This is a genomic window from Undibacterium sp. KW1 (genome assembly GCF_009937955.1).
Classification (GTDB): domain Bacteria; phylum Pseudomonadota; class Gammaproteobacteria; order Burkholderiales; family Burkholderiaceae_D; genus Undibacterium.
Genome location: NZ_AP018439.1, coordinates 4,840,243 through 4,857,455, shown reverse-complemented (window position 1 = coordinate 4,857,455; position 17,213 = coordinate 4,840,243). Strand labels below are relative to the sequence as shown.

The window sequence follows — 17,213 nt, the reverse complement described above, 5'->3', positions numbered from 1 at the left end:
CCGGGAACTGACGATTTGGGCGCATTGCAGCGTGCAGTTTTGTTACCACGCACTTGCAAAGGCGGACGCCTTAGCTGCACAGGGTACACACCTAAGGCCTTGCACTGCATCCCAAATCGTCTTGTTCGCACTCATCCTATTGATGAAATGAGTTCTAACTTGCAAGATCAATCGCTGGCGGGCTATAGGTTTGCGTGAAGCTGACAGTAGGGCCGGGAACATAGACCCGCAAAATCAAAAAGAAACTTTCGGCACTGGGCGACTGCAACCAGTAACTTCCTGCAGGTAAGTTGTCGGGCTTGTCGCTTTGGATCACGATGGTGATGCCGCCCTCGGCATCGGTTGTTGAAAATTCTGGATAATAGCCGTTGATGGAATAATTGCTTGAGCCAGGGCACAGGTTGTAAGTCGAGTTATACAAGGTGACTGACCAGAAGCCATGCATGTCTGCATTGAACGGTGGGAAATTACCTGCCGAAAAAGTCATGCGATAGCAATTGGAACCATTCAATTCATTGCCCTGGCTGTCGATGCTGGTGTTGATATACACCGCTTCGTCCGGGTCATTGGCGCAGATGCCTGACAGTGATTGCACCGCTGCCCTGGTAATAAAGTCGCTGTACTGCCCGGCGCGGCCTACGTCTTGCGGTGGATACGTCCAGTTATTCACCGATTTTCCACGGGACTTGCTGAACTTTTTAAGCAAGTCCAGCCCGTCTCTCGCCGCCCGCTGAAGGCCGATGCGGGTAGCTTCGGATTGTTGCTCTACATGCTGGTTCGGGCCGATGTTAATCGTGGCAAAGAGGTTTAGCAATTGCTCCTGGTTGATCCCCGGTGGCAAACCGGGCGGGTTTTGTGTCATGGCGTCGTTCATGGTGCGCCATGCTCCTGCGGTATGGTTGTAGTCGACACCCCAGGGTATCATCACCGGTTTTTTATATGGCGTGGGCGCATTGGGCCAGTCTGCCAGCGGCGTCAAAATGTATTGCTGCTGGACCTCATTGGCCGCTTGAACTTCGGTCGTGCTGCTGTCGTTGACTCCGGTGCGCCCCAACAGGAATACAGTATCAGTGCGCGAGCGTGGCAAGATATCAGCCACGCCATCTGGCACCGTACCGTTCCAGTGGTGTGGTGCAATCAGGTAGTTGCCTGCTTCTGTACCTGTGGCGTACGTACCCACATAGGCAAAGTTGTCGGCGTCCATGCACACCATTTCGATCACGAAATACCGGTCGGTGACAGCTGGAACCGAGAGAACGATGGGGTCTTCGGCGATGTCGAGCCAGGCAGTGGAGTACAGCGTATCGGTATTGGGCGCGCCCCCCGTTTGTGCCGCCGGAGTAGCCAGTACGGCTGCGTGATGAAAAGTATTGATAGGCGCATACAGGTCAGGCAGCCCATGCTTTTCTGAAAAATGCTTGCCTGCTTCGCTGGCCCACAACCAGCGCAATTGCGCATTGTAAATCCAGGGAAAGCCATAGATGTAGGCTTGGATGCCCAGCGAATACGCATACTCTTCTTCGGCATTGTCTGAATCAGGCAGACTGAGTTGCGGCAATTGCAGGCTAAACAGGCTGGTGTCTGGTGTTGATGCTGCGTTGCTCATGATGACTCCTATCCGGGGTGGAATGATGGTGACTGAAGCAAAACACGTTCTTTGGCTTGGAGGCATAGTCAGTGTTTTCAGACTAGCTCTTGTTTGCCAAACTTGGAACCCTCTCCGGCAAGAGAGGGTTCCCTACAGCGATAGCCTTGTTGTGGCAATTTTTTGCAAGCCCTATCCTATTTATAACAGACGCTGGTATCTTGCGGGTTTTTCGCGTTGCCAGGCATCAACTCGAATGGCGTGAAGCGGGCAGGTGCCGTGTATTGATTTTGCACATAGTCAGAGTACGACATCAGCGCCGCGTTCATGACATGCAAGCGGTTCAAAGTGGAAAGCTGCTGCAGTGGCAATGTCACCAGACCGGACTTGTAAACTTCGCCGCGTGTCCATTGCTGACCCTGAGTGATGGTGCCAACCAGCTTGGCTTGCAGATCGGCGGCACTTTGCCCCAGTGCGTTTTTACCGCCAACGACATCAGGTGGCAGCAGTTCAGGGTTGACGATCCATCCCCTTGCTTTGGCCACCGTATTACCAAAAATAATCAGCTCGTTCAAGGTCATATTGAGTGCTGAGTAATTACGCAGGGGCAAGGGAGAATCGCCGGTCGCGGTTTCTTCTGTATGCCCGGCGATGTGCGGCGCAGTGGCGCAGGTCGCACCAAAGATCAGTTGCAGATTATTGCCATCCAGTTTCATATAGCTGCCGGCATCGGTGCCGCCAGGAGGAGAAGGCGCATCGTCACCGCAGTAAGTCGAATGCGAAGCCGTGTCCTGCATGCTGTGGATATACAAGCCGATGCGGGCAAGCTGCACCGGAACTGGCGGCATGGCCGGATCTTTCCACAAGACACCGGTTGTACGGGATTTATCCTTCAGCCATTGGCCCAGTTCGCGGTAACTGACATCACCATTGCTATTGTCGAGAATTTTAGGCCCTGAGTTAAAGCTTACCTGAACACCGTTCTGTGACTTTGTAATCACCGGCACATTTCCCTGCGCAGTGATCCCGGTCCTGCACGCACGGCCACTGAAATTCGACGCCCCATTTGGCACCGTCAGGCCTGCCGCGCACAGCAAGCCAGGTTCTTCATCTGCTTGCATGGCCCATTGCCGCATATTGGAGAGCGAACCCTCATAAACATCGTCAATCACGAGCGGATAGCCGGGTACAGGGAAATGGAACGGGTACACGGCCTGGATACCACTGGCACCATGCACGTCCGTGCCTGCACCGTTCGGGGAAAACGGCAGCACATAGTGATACAGCGGGCCATCGGTTGTGGCATTGGTGCGCTGGAAGCCATTAAATTTGGCCGTGATATAAGACTGGCCAGAGTTGCTGGCAGACGCTTGCACGCCGCACTGGTCAATGGGTGCATATTGCGTGTAGTCTGCCACTTCATTGTAGGCAACAATCCAATACGCCACATCGGCCCTATAGCCCAGTGCCTGCGCCAAAAAGTAGGTGGCATCTGAATGGATCATACTTCTGGCGGGAACAGGCGCGGCAATTTGCTTCACCGCCTGCGCAAGTTGCGCCGGACAAGCTTTTCCTTCAGACGGCGTCTTTGCACACGCCGCACGCGGCTCCACACAGGCCACGATCTTGCGGTCTTTCGCGGAGACACAGAGATCTTCAAAATAAGCATGCGCGACTTGCGGCGCAAAGAATAGAGCCGCCAGCAGGGACGACCCACTACCGATCAAACGCTGAATTTTCATGTGATGTAATCCCAGGATGGTATTCGCACAAGCTGATATAAACGTCAGACTGACGAAGATTGTTAAAGTGAAGGCTGTCAATCAAAAGCAGGATGAAAGCGACGAACGCTACAAAGATGCCTGGAAAATCGCCGACAAGATTGAGATTATCATAAAAACATCTTTAATTAATGTAATTGCTATATTGATTAGTTAAAATACAACAACTGTGGCAGTGTTTTTCCCTGTCGTTTTTTTCAGTAAATGCGATATCTTGAATGAGATCTCAGGGATCACATGAAAGTCGCCCCGGCCTTTGGGACTGGAGCGATTTGGATGCCCTGCGATGAGATAGGCACAAGGGGATAGCTTGAGCTGGCGGCTGGCAGATGAGGTATCGGGCAGGATCAGCGATCAGAAGTAAAGTAAAAATGTCGCAATGAAAGACCGTACACAGGTTTTGGCATTGACACTATGGCTTGCGCAGTCGCCGCTCAATTGCGAGCACGCCTTCCATGGGATCAGTAATCAAAGCTTCAAAAAATTCAGTGAAAAAAGCATCCATACGAGCGGCCCATCCAAAGTTACGTAGCATAGCGCCCTCGCTTATGTCAGCATTTGCAAACAAGATGTTCATCGTTTTCCGTTCCCTCTTCGAAATAAGACTCAGCTCATAAATACCGTGCACATACATGGCGTAACGCTGGGCATGGAGAAATGCCATGTCTTGGTACATCTCTGGCGTGAACAGCAGGGGGATGGATTCCAATTCAGGAAATCCTGGTTGGGGCAAAAGAGGAATTAACTGAGCGGCGACAGCTGCACTGGCGAAGTCAGGGTCATCGAGTACGGACATGATGCCAATATGATCATTTTCATCCCATGCCAAGCGATGCCTTTCTATTAACAGAGGAAAATCTATGCCGCCAAATGATATGACGCTGAACGTTGTCGCATGTACAAACTTCACCAGTACTGCATCTTTCTCCTCAATTTCCATTAAAAAAGGAACATCAAACTTTGCTGTAAATCTATAAGTATTCGCCGACCACATAGGCTTACTGAGATGCGTTATTAAACCTTGTTTACAAAGAGTCTGCGCCTGAAGTTTCTCCATTACCACCTCGATAACGAAGTGATCTACAGCTATAGATGGGGGATCCAACGATGGGTTTTCATGCCTAACATTACCTAATATATTAAAACTTTTGTCGAATACATAATGAAGTAATTCGTGTTTAATTGTGTGCAGAATGTCGGCTGGATCTCGTTTCGTGGCAATTTGAATTTGTTGCATATTGAGCGGATATAGCCCAACAAGATCAGGATTTCCGAGTTCACGTAAATCAGGCTCATCTGAAGCCAAAAACAATATTCCGTCCTGAAAAGCGGCAGAACACACTCGAAAAACATATCTGTCTTTTAGCGCGGTACGAAAGAGATAGTGAGGAGGGGCTTTTAGGAGAACATCAATAGTTCCCACATCGATTAAAGCATCTATTTCTTCATCTGGAACTACACGCACACCAGTTCCATAACCACACAATAGCGACAATCTGGTTTCGCCAAAGCCGCCGCCGATAGGATCATTCTGCCAACTAACATCTGCAGATGTTTGCAAAAATGATGAAACCGCATCAGTTGGCACAAAATCCGAAGCATCGCCCGTCAAACCAGGAACCCCATAACTTGAATAACGAATCGGGAGTGAACTACGATCTGCAACTTCAAATGCAAAAGGCACGTAGGTGCTACCCGGTGCTGGTCCGCAAAAGAAATCGGCGGCCTTTTGAAAAGTTTCAGTTAAGTTACTCATGAATATCTCCTCTCCGAGAGTGGTATTACTTGCGCTCAATTAATTTGCAGCTTGTTATCGCACTGTCTCACAGCCTTTGGCCTCGCCTTGGTACAGGTGCCATCCACTTCAAGGGTGATAGTGGTCTCGCCACCACCATTGAGGGGGGCTTGTCAGCAGCAAGCTTCAGGCTAATTGACTTTGCGTTCGATATCTTCACAACCTCAACATAAAGTATCTGCCCGGTTTTGGTCGGGACGGCGGTTTGATCGGGAGATGCATTCTTGATCGGCAATTTGCCAATGACGCCTGGTCCTAATGCAAGTGTCAATACTTTTGTATCTGCCGATATTATTCGGCCACGCACAAGCGCCCCCTGCTTAAGTGGAAATAGTGCGAATGGTGGCGCTGCCGACCACCCCATAGGTGCGGTGGATACTGTGGGAATGCGTGGCACGACGCGTGGTTTTGCAGCGTTAATGTCACGGCCTTTTGAAACAGCGCGCTTGATATGTTCGGCATTGGGCAGCCAGGCGCGCAAGTCTTCCATGGTGGAAGCAGGCAGCTTGGAGGGGCGACCAGGATCTCTGGGATTGGATGACGTCACCGGTGCCTTGGTTTGTGGCGGACTCAAGAAAGTAGCGGTTGAGCGCAACGCCGCTCCGTGTCCATCGGCCACGACCACGACCAAGGTATTAATCCCCTGCTGCAGCTCTGTTGACTTGACTCTGCGCGTCAGCACTATACCCGCTTCGGCATCATTCTTGTTACGAATGGCACCAAGATCGACACGGCGCAGGCGCCCTAATCCGCCACTGGCCAGATCGACATTCGCTAGTGCAGGCCCTTTGAGCATCCCGCCGGTGATTGTGCGGTTGATTGTTTTAGATGCAGTTTTTTCACGCTGTGCTTTCAGTAAGGACTGATTCAGCACGGTTGCCGAAAAATTTTGCGCCAATGTGAAAGGCACTTTCGATTTTACCGAGCGCCCTATTGCATTGATATCGATGGGGGGAGTTGATCGAACCGATTCAGTCGATGTGGCGGCAAATTCCCGAATACTGAATTGGTTCAGCTCTAGTTCTTGCCCGTTCAAGAAAAGTGCCACCCGTTCGCGGCCTCCTTCATCTTCCTTGATGAAGGAGAGTGGGACTCCGTAAAGGTGAATTTCAAAATCAGGCGTGTCGCCGCAGAATGCGCCATTGGCAGGCTCCATGATCTCGATGCGACGCGATTGAGGGCGGGACTCTGCATGCAGCGCTGTTAATCGTGCCTCCGTTTCCTCGACAACACGGGCTTCGGCTTGCTTGCTCTCCAACAAATTCTCGGCAGCAAGAGCCGCGAGCGCCTTATCAGACAGTTCTCCAACGGCATCTACTATATCCGCAACACCCTCAAGCAAGGCGCGCAACACACCCAGGAGTAAATCACTCGCCCCAAGCGCTATCTCGCCGAGGTTAAAATCATTATCGAAGACCGTGAATTTTATGTTGATGACAAAACCATCGCGCAACCGCTCTTGCAGCCGTCCAATGGCCCAATCGAGCATGAGGTCCAAAAGTTTTCTGGTGTACCCACTACGGCCTCGCAGTGCTCGCACATCGCGCAACAGGCGATTGGCTTCTGCCTGGTCGGTGCGCAAGGCCTCCAGCAAATCATCCATGACTTCGGACTCGATGAGATTTTCAATAACGCCGCGCAGAGTTTGCCGGACGCTTTTACGCGCCACAGAGGGCAACCAATCGTATCCGGGAATCGAATGTAGCGCGCTGGCGACCTGGTCGTAGACGTGATTGCTGATGCCATCCAAAAGAGCCATGCGCGTTTTGCGACGACTAAATTGTGTGATAAGCGCGGTGAACGCTTCTGCTTCATCTTGCACATGGTCTTGCATCGCATCCAATGCCTCGCGCAGCTCGCGCGCGATGGCCTGGACACGCTCGCGCGCATCTTCCAAGGCATTACCAATATCAGTTAACCATTGCTGCACGGCTTCGGTGAGTGCCTCAACAGCGTCGCTGAGAGCGTCGAGTATCATTTGAGCTACACGTGCGAGTACACGTCCGACGAAATCCAGAAATTGCTCAACCATCAAGCTCCCCATTGCCAAACCCAACTCTGCCAAGAGCTGCGGATCAGGCACCATGGCGGGATTGCTTAAGTTTTGTATCAATGTGCCAGGATTTTCAAGCGAGATGGGTTGTATCGCCCGAAACATGAGACTGCGCATGCGCTGGCGCTGCTCTGGCGGCAGTGGGCCAAAGACTTCACCGCCGATTCGCAGCACTTCTTCGAGCAGGTCCGCAAGCTCGTCAGCTGAGCCACCGGTTACTGGACGCAAGGTATTAGCCAGCCCGTTCGGTGCACCTACATTGTCCGCCGCCTGGTTTAACATTCTTCGCATCTGTGAGCGGGCGGAATGGGTAATCACATCGGCAAAGACAACTAAATTGCGACCGAGAAATGTCAGCAGAACAGAAGACAGCGCCTCTTGAAACGCCTTCTCTGAAAACTGCTGACGACTCCAGCTCTCCACCTGAGCAAACACCATCTGCGTCGCAGCGTTAAGTGATGGAACGCAAACTTCGCGCCAGTAAACCACGACATCATCATTGTTACGGCCCAAGTTGCGCACTGCAGGCGTGATAACAGCATTAATTTGATCATCCACAAATGCCCGCAAGGCATTGGTCAAGGGAAGCAAGGCACGCTCTGGATTAAACGTGCCGCCGTTAGGGACAAACGCAGCCTCGCCCTTCAAAAACAATTCGGCAGCCGAATTGACGAGCAGGTTTGATGGCATAACAGACTCGAAAATTGACAGGAACTGATCCAGGCCTGCCTGACGCTGGCGCAGATTTGTTAGCCCAGACGCCCTAGTCAGATAGGCGATTAAGTCCGCGTGGACTAGGGTGTGAGTCGTGGACATGTTCAGTGCCGTCAGAATATGCTGACCAATAAGCGACGGCGGTTGCTGCAAATTCGCCCCTGAGAATGAGGGCGTAGGTCTGCTGATATTGTGCCCGAGAAACGTGGCGCTCGCACTGGCGGGCGCTATGCGTTCCATCACCGCGAAAAGTAATTGCGATCCCGCCCACAGCATGGCGATCGGTTCGGCGATTGATTGGCGCTGCTGAGTGCTCAGCAGCGCAGCAAGCAAACTGGCACCTTTGTTAACCAGGTCTGACCAATAGGTGCGATTGACTGTAGTCGCCTCAAAAGGCTCGTCCGGTATTGCCCGCAATTGCGCGGCGAAAGCTTCACGCTGCGATCGCGCAGATTGCCATGTTGTTGCCGGCACACCGATCGCGCTTATTTGTTGACTGAGGAGCGTGACTGCGGCCTCACATACTTGACTGCAAATATATCGCTGCGCCTCATCAATGATGACCTGCAGAGTCCGCAAGGCCATTTGGCCAGAGTCATTGGTGGTAAAGCCTGTCTGACCGGTTTTTATCCGCTGCGCGCTCAAATCCCCCAGCTCATAGCAGAGCCGTAAGGCCATTTTCAGTGGGCTGCGTGCAGCATCAATCGACACCGAGACGGCAGGTGATTGCGCTCGCACCATGTCAGCTAACTGACTCAATGCCTCATCTGCCAGCAAGTCAATTGATCGTCTAACCATACGCCTTGGGTCTGACAAGCTGGCTTGAGCAAAGACGCGAAATCCTGCACCCGCTTCAAGGCCAGCTCCCGCCTCGGCACCGACGTAGAATCCTGGCTTCTGAACGACGCCACCTTTATTGGTTTCGACCAGCTGAAATCCCACCACCGTATTGGCATAAGCCATTGCAGAAACCGCTACCTGGGCATGAACACCACCTTCTACAACCACTTCATCCAACAGCACCTTGACCAGCCTCAGCGGCAGCGAACCCATGCCGGGGATATTTGCGGCCTGCTCGAGAAATTCTCTGGCGCTCAAGCCAATCGCTAACTGAACTCCTGCACCCACCTCGGCTGCCGCCTTTAAACGCACGAACAAACCAGCTTCATCAAAAAGATTCATGGGTGCCTGGATTTGAGCCTGAATGCTCGCAGAAGCATGTGTCTCGCCCGTGACTCCAGCACTGATAAAATGACTAAACTCAGCACTCAAGCCGACTTGCGCATTGATTTGCGCACTCAACTCTACTCCACGGTTGAACTCAGCTGATAGACCCGCATCAAGCCGGCCACTTCCGGCCACACTAGCCATATCCCCCGCCGAAGCCGAGAACTGCCCCGACAACACATTCCCACCTAAATTTGAACTTGGCATCACAGTACTCCTTCTTCTCTGCTTGACGGTCGTAATTGATGTATACAGCTGCTATTACAAGCGCAACTTTAATGTTTTCTTAGTGCCCAAGGAGGTTTTGTCCGGACATGAATATTCCACTAAAAAAAGCCGGTTAAAGTAGAGGACAGTCGCCAGGCTGCTAGCCCCCATCAAACCGTGCATGGGGCAACGATCTTGCAGTCTTTCGCGGAGGCACAGAGAACCTCAAGATAGGCGTGCGCGACTTGTGGCGCAAAGAATAAAATCGCCAGCAGGGACGACCCATTACCGATCAGACGCTGAATTTTCATGTGATGCAATCTCAGGAAGGTATTCGTGCAAGCCGATACAAATGCAGCGGTGACGAAGATTGTTTAACGAAATTGTTTAACGAAATTGTTTAAATTAAGGGCGTTGATCAAGAACAGGAGGCAAGCGATAAACGCGACGAACGCTATAAAGGTGTCTAAAAATTGCCGACGAAATGCAGATTATCATAAAGCATCTATTGTTGGCATAAGCGCCACTTAAATTATTCAAAATACAACATGTGCGACTGTTTTTTTCATCACTTTTTCAGGAAATCTGACTAGCTTATGTTGAGTTTTGTGATCACATGGAAGTCACCCGCCTTTCCAGTCAGAGCAATTCGCGAGGCATCACTGCCGGTGGCAGCAGATCTGAAACGCCATTCAGCCCGCCAGCGCAAGACCATGCGCGACAATGGAGCGAGAGAAAATCAACGACTGTAAAGCTGACTGCCTAAGCATGTCTCAGCACAGAGAGTTCTCTCCTGTGCTCGGCCGTAATTTAAAGCCAGCGACCTGAACTTTAGTCTGGTTCACATCTACCCGAAACAGGCACATCATCCATTTACTTTTCGCATACCAGATTTCGAGAAATGAGCGCCATGACTTCTTTGTTGAAACCAGCTGTTTTCTTATGTGCAGCCATCGCGCTTGCCAGCTCCCCCTGTGCCTATGCAGCCGATAAACCTGCTGCCCCCGCTGACCTCGCGCTCTCTTGCCAAAACCCGGTAAAGAAAGGCGATACCGCACGAAGCCTGAAGAAACGCTATCCAGGAAACACCACAGTGCAGGAAGTGGATGGCGCGGAAGGAGCAACTCAAAAAGTACTGGTGCTCTACCCGCAAAACCAGATGAAGCCCTATAGAGTAGAAGTGTACTTTGATGATGACGCAATGACCCGCCTTGTTTCCGTCAATATCAATGCTGAGAAAAGCCAGTGGACTTATCAAGGCTTGAAGATACTTGATTCCATCCAGGCGGTAGAAAAACAAAACGGCAAGCCGCTGATTCTGTACGGCTTTGGCTGGGATTATGGCGGCCACGTCACCAGCTTCAATGAAGGCACCTTTTCAACACCATCCAGCGACTGCACCCCAAATTTCCGCTTCCAGCTACGTACTGATAAAAATACGCCCAAGGCAATTCTTGGCGAACAAAAAATCAAATCCAGCCTGCCAGCAGTCATCCAGGCACAGCCTTATCTGAGCGAAATATCACTCGACTTTGTTGAACAGAAATAGCAAGGAAATTCGCAACCCCCGCGTAGGTACGATTAGCGAAGCGTAATCGTACAAAACCGCGTCCCCAAAAGAAAAGATATCAAGCACATCGCATGGTTATCTTCAGTCCATCTCAAGATGAACATGGTTTATTCTTGACTAGTAATCGCAAAGAAGCCATGCTTGCAGAAGCAAGTGGAAGTCTGCAACATGCGTACGATTACGATTACGCTTGCGCTAATCGTACCCACGTCCCTTTCGGACTATTTGACCATTGCGAGTCGCTTTAGCTGTAATTTAATCGTATCTATTTTATGAAAGAGACTTAGTGTGAAAATATTAAAGTGGTTAGCAATCGTCGTTGTCGGCCTTGCCGTCATTATTGTGGTGGTTGCAATGCAAGGAGCTGGTGATCAACGCCGTATGCAATCTGCTCTGCAATTGACCGGGGGTTACGTCGGCATGACAGAAGGCCAGCTCTATGAACTTGGGACTAGCATCTCAAAGAATGGCGTAGGCACCATAGGAGAAGCGCGTGAAGTGATTTTTTGGCTGGTATGCAGCGGCCGGTTTTCATCCGCCACAATCGAACCATCGGCCAAAGCTGCCTTAGGTTTGGTATCTGCACAAGGGCTGAGTGAAAAAGAGGCGGTTACCACCTTGATTAAAATGGTCGATCCATCAGCACGCGCGCCACTCGACGGTTGTCCGAAATAAGACGAAATTGGTGTGAGATTGGAGTGAGCCTGAGTAGGTACGATTAGCGCAGCGTAATCGTACGCATGAGATACCAAAAATAGCTACAGACGCCAAGAAAATCCGATGATCGCCGCCTGTACATCTCCCCACGAGAGTGATGTATCCTTGATTAAAAATCATAAAGCAGCCGTGATTTGCAAGCAGCACAGAAAATTGCGGCTGAGCATGCGTACGATTACGCTGCGCTAATCTTACCTACATCTCTGACCGACACAAACAGACAGCTGCCATAATTGACCGTGAAAAACCTGGAACCCATGGAGCCTGAAACAAAGCGAAAACGCTCACCTGTCGCTGCCTGCGTCGCCCGATAATGTGTCGCCAGACTGGCCCAGCCACCAAGAAACGGCAAAATCGTCGAAATGCCCAAAAAGAGCACAAAAGGCATTAATGGAAGCAATGGGCTTTCCAGGAAAAAATGGAGAGAGCTATAGTTCATGGATAAATTTTTTTTCGCACCTGAAAGTAATTAATTCGTATTATGGCTCGCTCGGGCAATAAAGGATATCCCGTCAGATATCTGGTTACGCTGCATTCGCATCGTATGCAATTGGGTTAAGTCTGACTTTCTTTCAAAATTGCACTTCCGCAGCGACCAGATTACCCAAGGGATAAAATTGAAACACCATGGAGGATTCAACAGATTGACTCATTAAAATTGGACCATCATCGAACAGCGCCAGCACAGAGCCCACTGCCGGGCCAGCCACACGGCCTGCGCTCGACATGACGCGTGCGATGGAAAAGTAATAACGGTGCTGCTCAGCCGGTATGGTATCGGCGATGACGGCAGAGATAGTGGGGTGCAAAACGCTTTCAAACGCACCTATCAAGATCAGCACCAGGGCAGATGCCCATACGCCATGGGTAAAGTAGAGTATCGCAAAGCCAATACCTACGCCTGCTGTGGAGATCAGCAAGACCGGGCGGCGCCCGACGCGGTCGGCAATGCCGCCAACCAAAGGCGTGGCCAGCAACTCGCCGCCAGAATAGCAGGCCAGCAGCAAGCCTATGCGGCTGGCAGAAATGCCTGCATCTTTTTCTGCCCACAGGGCAAAAAACGGCATGAGTACACCATCAGCAAAGCCGACAAAGAAACAGAGGAAAAGGCCAACAGCAGTGGCAAGAGGTGCATTCGTGAAAATGCGGAGAGAGGCAGAGAATCTGCGGGGGAGCTGAGACAGCAGTCGCAATAGTAATCGCATATACATTATCAATGGCGCGACAAATCTGCTTGCAAATGCAGGACAAATTTGTTTGCGCGTTGGCTAACGTAAACGCTTACGTCACTGTTTCCAGTGATATGGGGCGGTGCTAACAAAGAAAAAACAGGCAGTCAACGTGCTGGATTTATGCCTGCCCGAATGGATAGCGTGGCTCGATTTTTACTGAATATCAGCTTGTTGCTCCGCTTGGTAGTGCTGACTTGACAAAATAGATAAGCAAATACCATCACAATTTCAAATGTAACTAATTGTAGCCTGGGCTATAATCTGCAATTGCTTTTTACGCGCGCGCATTGCTATTTTAACTATTAAAAGGCAATAAAATCTGCTCATCGTCACTTTATATTATGAAAAAAACATTTCTGGCTTGTCTGTCTTTCCTGGTTTTTGCCTGGCCCAGCCTGTCGCAGGCCGAGGTGCGCAAATGTGTGACGCCTTCCGGTGAAACGATATTTACCGACCAACCCTGCAATGCCAAGATAGGCAGCAACGCGACCGAAGTCAAAAACGACGCCACACTGCGCAAGATCACGGCCATGCAAAAAGACCGCGATACCGGCAAAAGCTGCTGGGTGCTGGAGCACAGGTACAGTCAATGCGATGTCAGCGTAGACCGCACCCTGATGACCAACTTCAAGGAAAACTGCACCATACCGAGAAACCAGTTCATCAAAGACCGCGCCAACGACAACGTCAGCACCAGCTATAGAACTTACAGGGAGCGTAGAGAATACAGAGAGTCATCGCAAGAAGTCGATGATCTCGAATATAGCCACAGGAATACCCGCAAAAGTCGCGCTGTCTTGCAATGTGAAGTGCTGGAAAAAGATATGTGGTCCTATCTGAAGCAAAACTTCAGCGACAAAGTGCCACCACAAGACGCCAAGAATATCGAGGTCAAATTAATGGGTTTGCCTGATCCTGAAAAAAGCAGCAGTTCTTATAACAGAAGAAGATAGACGCCTTGTGCAGCTATTTATGCAAAAAAAAGAGGGAACAGGTCGTAAAGCCTGTCCCTTTTTTTAAGCCTGGATAGCTATCAATGCATGCTGACCGCAGCCAGTCGCACGGCTTTGTCAGGCAAACCATCCGCCTTGTCCAGCCTGCCTGCCAGCGTCGTCAAAGCCCAGGCACCTACCACGACCAGGGCACCTATCCATGGCGTATGCATGAGGCCGATGTGGCTGACGATCAAGCCACCCGCCCAGGCACCAAAGGCGATGCCGACATTGAAGGCAGCGATATTCAAGCCAGATGCAACGTCGATAGCCTGTGGTGCATCATGTTCAGCACGTTGCACTACATACACCTGCAAACCCGGCACATTACCAAAGGCCACCGCGCCCCAGGCCAATACCGTCAGCAAGGCCAGCCATTTATTGTGTGCAGTAAAAGTCAGCACCAGCAAGACCAGGGCAAGCAAGGCGAACACGATTTGCAATGCAGCCACGGGGCCTTTTTTATCGGCCAGTTTGCCACCCCAGATATTGCCAAACGTCACCGAGACACCATACACCAGCATCACCAGGCCCACCGCATTGGCGCTAAAGCCGCTGATGTCTTGCAGTATCGGTGCGAGGTAAGTGAAGGCGATAAAGCTGCCGCCATAACCCAGCGCCGTCATCGCATATACCAGTAACAGGCGCGGTTTTTTGAGCACCGCCATTTGTGTTAATAAAGAGGCAGGCTTGCTGCTGGCGATGGTTGAAGGGATCAGGATCGCACAACCAATAAAGGCAACCACACCCAGCGCCGACACTGCCAGAAACGTCGCCTGCCAGCCCAGATGCTGGCCGATGAAGGTACCCAGTGGCACACCCGTCACCAGCGCCACCGTCAGGCCGCTGAACATCAGCGCAATTGCACTGGCTGCCTTGTCCTTGGCGACCAGGCCAGTGGCTATCGTTGAACCTATCGAAAAAAACACCCCATGCGCCAGGCCAGTCAAGACCCGTGCCGCCATCAGCGAGGCATAGTTGGGTGCCATCCAGGCCACCAGGTTACCAATCGTGAACAAGGCCATCAGGCCCAGCAATAACTGCTTGCGCGGCACCCGGCCAGTCAGTGCTGTCAACACCGGCGCGCCGACTGCCACGCCCAGCGCATACAGGCTGACCAGCAAACCGGCAGAAGGAACAGATACCGCCAGGCTGCTGGCGATGGTGGGGATAAGGCCGACAATCACAAATTCTGTCGTACCGATGGCAAAGGCGCTGAGTGTCAGCGCCCACAAAGCAAGTGGCATATGGACTCCATGCATGGGGAAATGAATAACAGGCTGCAGTCTGAACCCATGCAAGACAAAGAAAAATAGCTTAAGCTACACTTTACTTATGACTCGGAGTCAACAATGCTAAGCCTGGAAACCATGAAAGCCCTGGTCGCAGTGGCCGATACTGGCTCATTTTCAGCCGCAGCCGAGCGCCTGGGGCAAACGCCATCCGGCATCAGCCGCAGCATCTCCCGCCTTGAAGCACAGCTCGGCATGACCCTGATGACGCGCACCACCCGCAAGCTTGAGATAACAGAAGAAGGCCACTGGCTCTTGCAAAGGGCCAAGAAGATACTCTGTGATATTGATGACACTGAAGAACAACTGACTGCATGCCTGTCGCAACCATCCGGCCTGGTGCGGGTCAATGCCGCCACCCCCACGCTGGATCATCTGCTGGCCCCGCTGGTGGCCGATTTTCTCGATGCCTATCCTCTTATCAAGCTTGAACTGATCAGCGGCGAAACCTTTGTCGATCTCATTGAAGAACGCGCCGACCTCGCCATACGCATAGGCCAGCTCACCGATTCCAGCCTGCACGCACGTCGCCTGGGCAGCAGCCGCATCCGCCCGGTCGCCGCACCGCATTACCTTGCACGTCACGGTGAACCTCACACCGTGGCTGATCTGGCACAGCACAGGCTGCTGGGTTTTACCGCCCCCGCCAGCCTCAATACCTGGCCGCTGCCCAAGTTGGATGGCGTCAAAGATGGTACAGGCGCTGAGGGCTATGCCATAGACCCTGTAGTCAGCGTCAGCAATGGCGAAACCCTGCGGCACCTGGCCGTGCAGGGCGCTGGCATCGTCTGCCTGTCCGACTTCCTGACCATGGCCGACCGCGCCCACGGCAGGCTCAAACCCGTGTTGGCCGACATCAGCCTGCCATGGATGCAGCCGGTCTGGGCGGTATTCTATAAACAGGAAGCCATACCTCCACGCGTGGCAGTCTTGCTGGATTTTTTGATGACGAGATTGCCGCTGGAGAGGGTGTGAGGGGGGAGTCGGGCCATGCAAACCGCGTCGCCCGTTAATTTGCATACCCTCAAAATCGTCATTCCTGCGCATACAGGAATCCATCGTATTTACGCCGTGAATTTTGATGTGCCATACAGTGCATATCACAAATATCCCGCAGAAGCGGCTTCAGCCGCAAACGCTATACCGTGTCCCCATTTTTTCGTGAGAAGGAATTAAATCAAACCCATTGCAATTTATGCCTGAATATCATTAAATTGCAGCGACCCTGGCAAACCATATCCATACATCCACCCCAGCCTGATGCAGCATAAAAATAAACTCCACCACCTCTGCATCATAGCCCTGTTGATGACGACAGCCAGCCTCGTCGCCTGCAAAAAGACTGCCAACGCTAATGCCAACACTGCCGCCAGCTCTGTAGCAGAGCAACCCGCCAGCGTGCTTGCATCCACGATAGAAACCAGCACTGCCGCAGAAGCAGTGTCAGATGCAGCGCCTGCATCCACAGAACCTGGCCCCTTCGGCCTCGCCATGGCCATCAGCGAAACCGAGCTCGCCAGCAAGTTTGGTTTTGTCAAATCCAGCAAAGCCAAACACCTGTTCGAAGGCCAGCCGCCAATACCGGTAACTGATTTCAGCGACTACTACGCCGTCACCGCGCCCATCAGCGGCATCTGCAAGGTCGGCGCATCGCGCACCATCACCGCCGTCAGCGGCACCGGTGAACAAATCAAAGCCGCCGCCGACCGCATCGCGCAAGCGCTCGAACAGCATTACGGCAAACCCAGCCTCAAAAAAGACAAAGTCAAAACCGACATCTACAACCGCCGCCCGCAATTCTGGATGGTCGGCCTCAAAGAAGGCTCAGTCAGCTACGGCTACCTGTGGGCCAACGGCAAAACCGAACGCGAACTGCCCGACAACATCCTCAACATCATCGTCTTCGCCCATGCCCACGCCATCAACCGCGGCGAAGTCGGCGTCAGTTATGAGTTTGCGAATTATGCGGATTGTCAGAAAGAGTGGCGGCTGGAGAAGGGGAGGAAATGATGAAACTCGCAAAGCGAAGAATATCAGCCGAAAAGTTG

The 17,213-nt window shown here is 51.9% G+C and carries 11 protein-coding genes; 5 read left to right on the top strand and 6 right to left on the bottom strand.

Annotated elements, in window-relative coordinates; translation table 11 throughout:
• Positions 1–154 precede the first annotated feature (154 nt).
• The 4 genes from UNDKW_RS21750 to UNDKW_RS21735 all read right to left on the bottom strand — a co-directional run bounded on the left by UNDKW_RS21750 (position 155) and on the right by UNDKW_RS21735 (position 9,362).
• Positions 155–1,606 carry a DUF1254 domain-containing protein gene (locus tag UNDKW_RS21750; RefSeq protein WP_162060424.1) on the bottom strand — a complete coding sequence of 484 codons (1,452 nt, stop codon included), beginning with the start codon at positions 1,604–1,606 and terminating at the stop codon, positions 155–157.
• A 176-nt stretch (positions 1,607–1,782) separates the two neighbouring features.
• A complete protein-coding gene (locus UNDKW_RS21745) occupies positions 1,783–3,327 on the bottom strand; it encodes a hypothetical protein (RefSeq protein WP_162060423.1) in 1,545 nt (514 codons plus the stop codon).
• A 451-nt stretch (positions 3,328–3,778) separates the two neighbouring features.
• Positions 3,779–5,122 carry a hypothetical protein gene (locus UNDKW_RS21740; protein ID WP_162060422.1) on the bottom strand — a complete coding sequence of 448 codons (1,344 nt, stop codon included), beginning with the start codon at positions 5,120–5,122 and terminating at the stop codon, positions 3,779–3,781.
• 67 nt (positions 5,123–5,189) lie between these two features.
• Positions 5,190–9,362 (bottom strand): hypothetical protein, encoded by a 4,173-nt coding sequence (locus UNDKW_RS21735; RefSeq protein WP_162060421.1) that lies wholly within the window; start codon positions 9,360–9,362, stop codon positions 5,190–5,192.
• 901 nt (positions 9,363–10,263) lie between these two features.
• On the opposite strand from UNDKW_RS21735, the gene UNDKW_RS21730 reads away from it, so the two are divergent.
• Positions 10,264–10,911: a hypothetical protein gene (locus tag UNDKW_RS21730; RefSeq protein WP_162060420.1), complete on the top strand. Its 648-nt coding sequence runs from the start codon at positions 10,264–10,266 to the stop codon at positions 10,909–10,911.
• Positions 10,912–11,220: 309 nt separating this feature from the next.
• The gene (locus tag UNDKW_RS21725) at positions 11,221–11,607 is read left to right on the top strand and encodes a phage tail length tape measure family protein (protein WP_162060419.1); all 387 of its coding nucleotides are present in this window, start codon (positions 11,221–11,223) and stop codon (positions 11,605–11,607) included.
• Between the two features lie 614 nt (positions 11,608–12,221).
• Here the strand turns inward: UNDKW_RS21725 and UNDKW_RS21720 are convergent.
• A complete protein-coding gene (locus UNDKW_RS21720) occupies positions 12,222–12,854 on the bottom strand; it encodes an MFS transporter (protein ID WP_162060418.1) in 633 nt (210 codons plus the stop codon).
• Positions 12,855–13,222: 368 nt separating this feature from the next.
• Between UNDKW_RS21720 and UNDKW_RS21715 the strand changes: the two genes are divergently transcribed.
• A complete protein-coding gene (locus tag UNDKW_RS21715; protein WP_162060417.1) occupies positions 13,223–13,834 on the top strand; it encodes a DUF4124 domain-containing protein in 612 nt (203 codons plus the stop codon).
• Between the two features lie 80 nt (positions 13,835–13,914).
• Here UNDKW_RS21715 and UNDKW_RS21710 read toward each other — a convergent pair whose 3' ends face one another.
• On the bottom strand, positions 13,915–15,120 hold the full coding sequence (locus UNDKW_RS21710; protein ID WP_162060416.1) for an MFS transporter: 1,206 nt from the start codon (positions 15,118–15,120) through the stop codon (positions 13,915–13,917).
• 105 nt (positions 15,121–15,225) lie between these two features.
• On the opposite strand from UNDKW_RS21710, the gene UNDKW_RS21705 reads away from it, so the two are divergent.
• A complete protein-coding gene (locus tag UNDKW_RS21705; RefSeq protein WP_162060415.1) occupies positions 15,226–16,140 on the top strand; it encodes a LysR family transcriptional regulator in 915 nt (304 codons plus the stop codon).
• A gap of 285 nt (positions 16,141–16,425) precedes the next feature.
• Positions 16,426–17,175: a hypothetical protein gene (locus UNDKW_RS21700; RefSeq protein WP_162060414.1), complete on the top strand. Its 750-nt coding sequence runs from the start codon at positions 16,426–16,428 to the stop codon at positions 17,173–17,175.
• The last annotated feature ends 38 nt before the right edge of the window (positions 17,176–17,213 follow it).

Coding starts and splice junctions, on each gene's coding strand:
- UNDKW_RS21750 (WP_162060424.1), bottom strand. CDS start 1,606: ATGAGCAACGCAGCATCAACACCAGACACCAGCCTGTTTAGCCTGCAA.
- UNDKW_RS21745 (WP_162060423.1), bottom strand. CDS start 3,327: ATGAAAATTCAGCGTTTGATCGGTAGTGGGTCGTCCCTGCTGGCGGCT.
- UNDKW_RS21740 (WP_162060422.1), bottom strand. CDS start 5,122: ATGAGTAACTTAACTGAAACTTTTCAAAAGGCCGCCGATTTCTTTTGC.
- UNDKW_RS21735 (WP_162060421.1), bottom strand. CDS start 9,362: ATGCCAAGTTCAAATTTAGGTGGGAATGTGTTGTCGGGGCAGTTCTCG.
- UNDKW_RS21730 (WP_162060420.1), top strand. CDS start 10,264: ATGAGCGCCATGACTTCTTTGTTGAAACCAGCTGTTTTCTTATGTGCA.
- UNDKW_RS21720 (WP_162060418.1), bottom strand. CDS start 12,854: ATGCGATTACTATTGCGACTGCTGTCTCAGCTCCCCCGCAGATTCTCT.
- UNDKW_RS21715 (WP_162060417.1), top strand. CDS start 13,223: ATGAAAAAAACATTTCTGGCTTGTCTGTCTTTCCTGGTTTTTGCCTGG.
- UNDKW_RS21710 (WP_162060416.1), bottom strand. CDS start 15,120: ATGCCACTTGCTTTGTGGGCGCTGACACTCAGCGCCTTTGCCATCGGT.
- UNDKW_RS21705 (WP_162060415.1), top strand. CDS start 15,226: ATGCTAAGCCTGGAAACCATGAAAGCCCTGGTCGCAGTGGCCGATACT.
- UNDKW_RS21700 (WP_162060414.1), top strand. CDS start 16,426: ATGCAGCATAAAAATAAACTCCACCACCTCTGCATCATAGCCCTGTTG.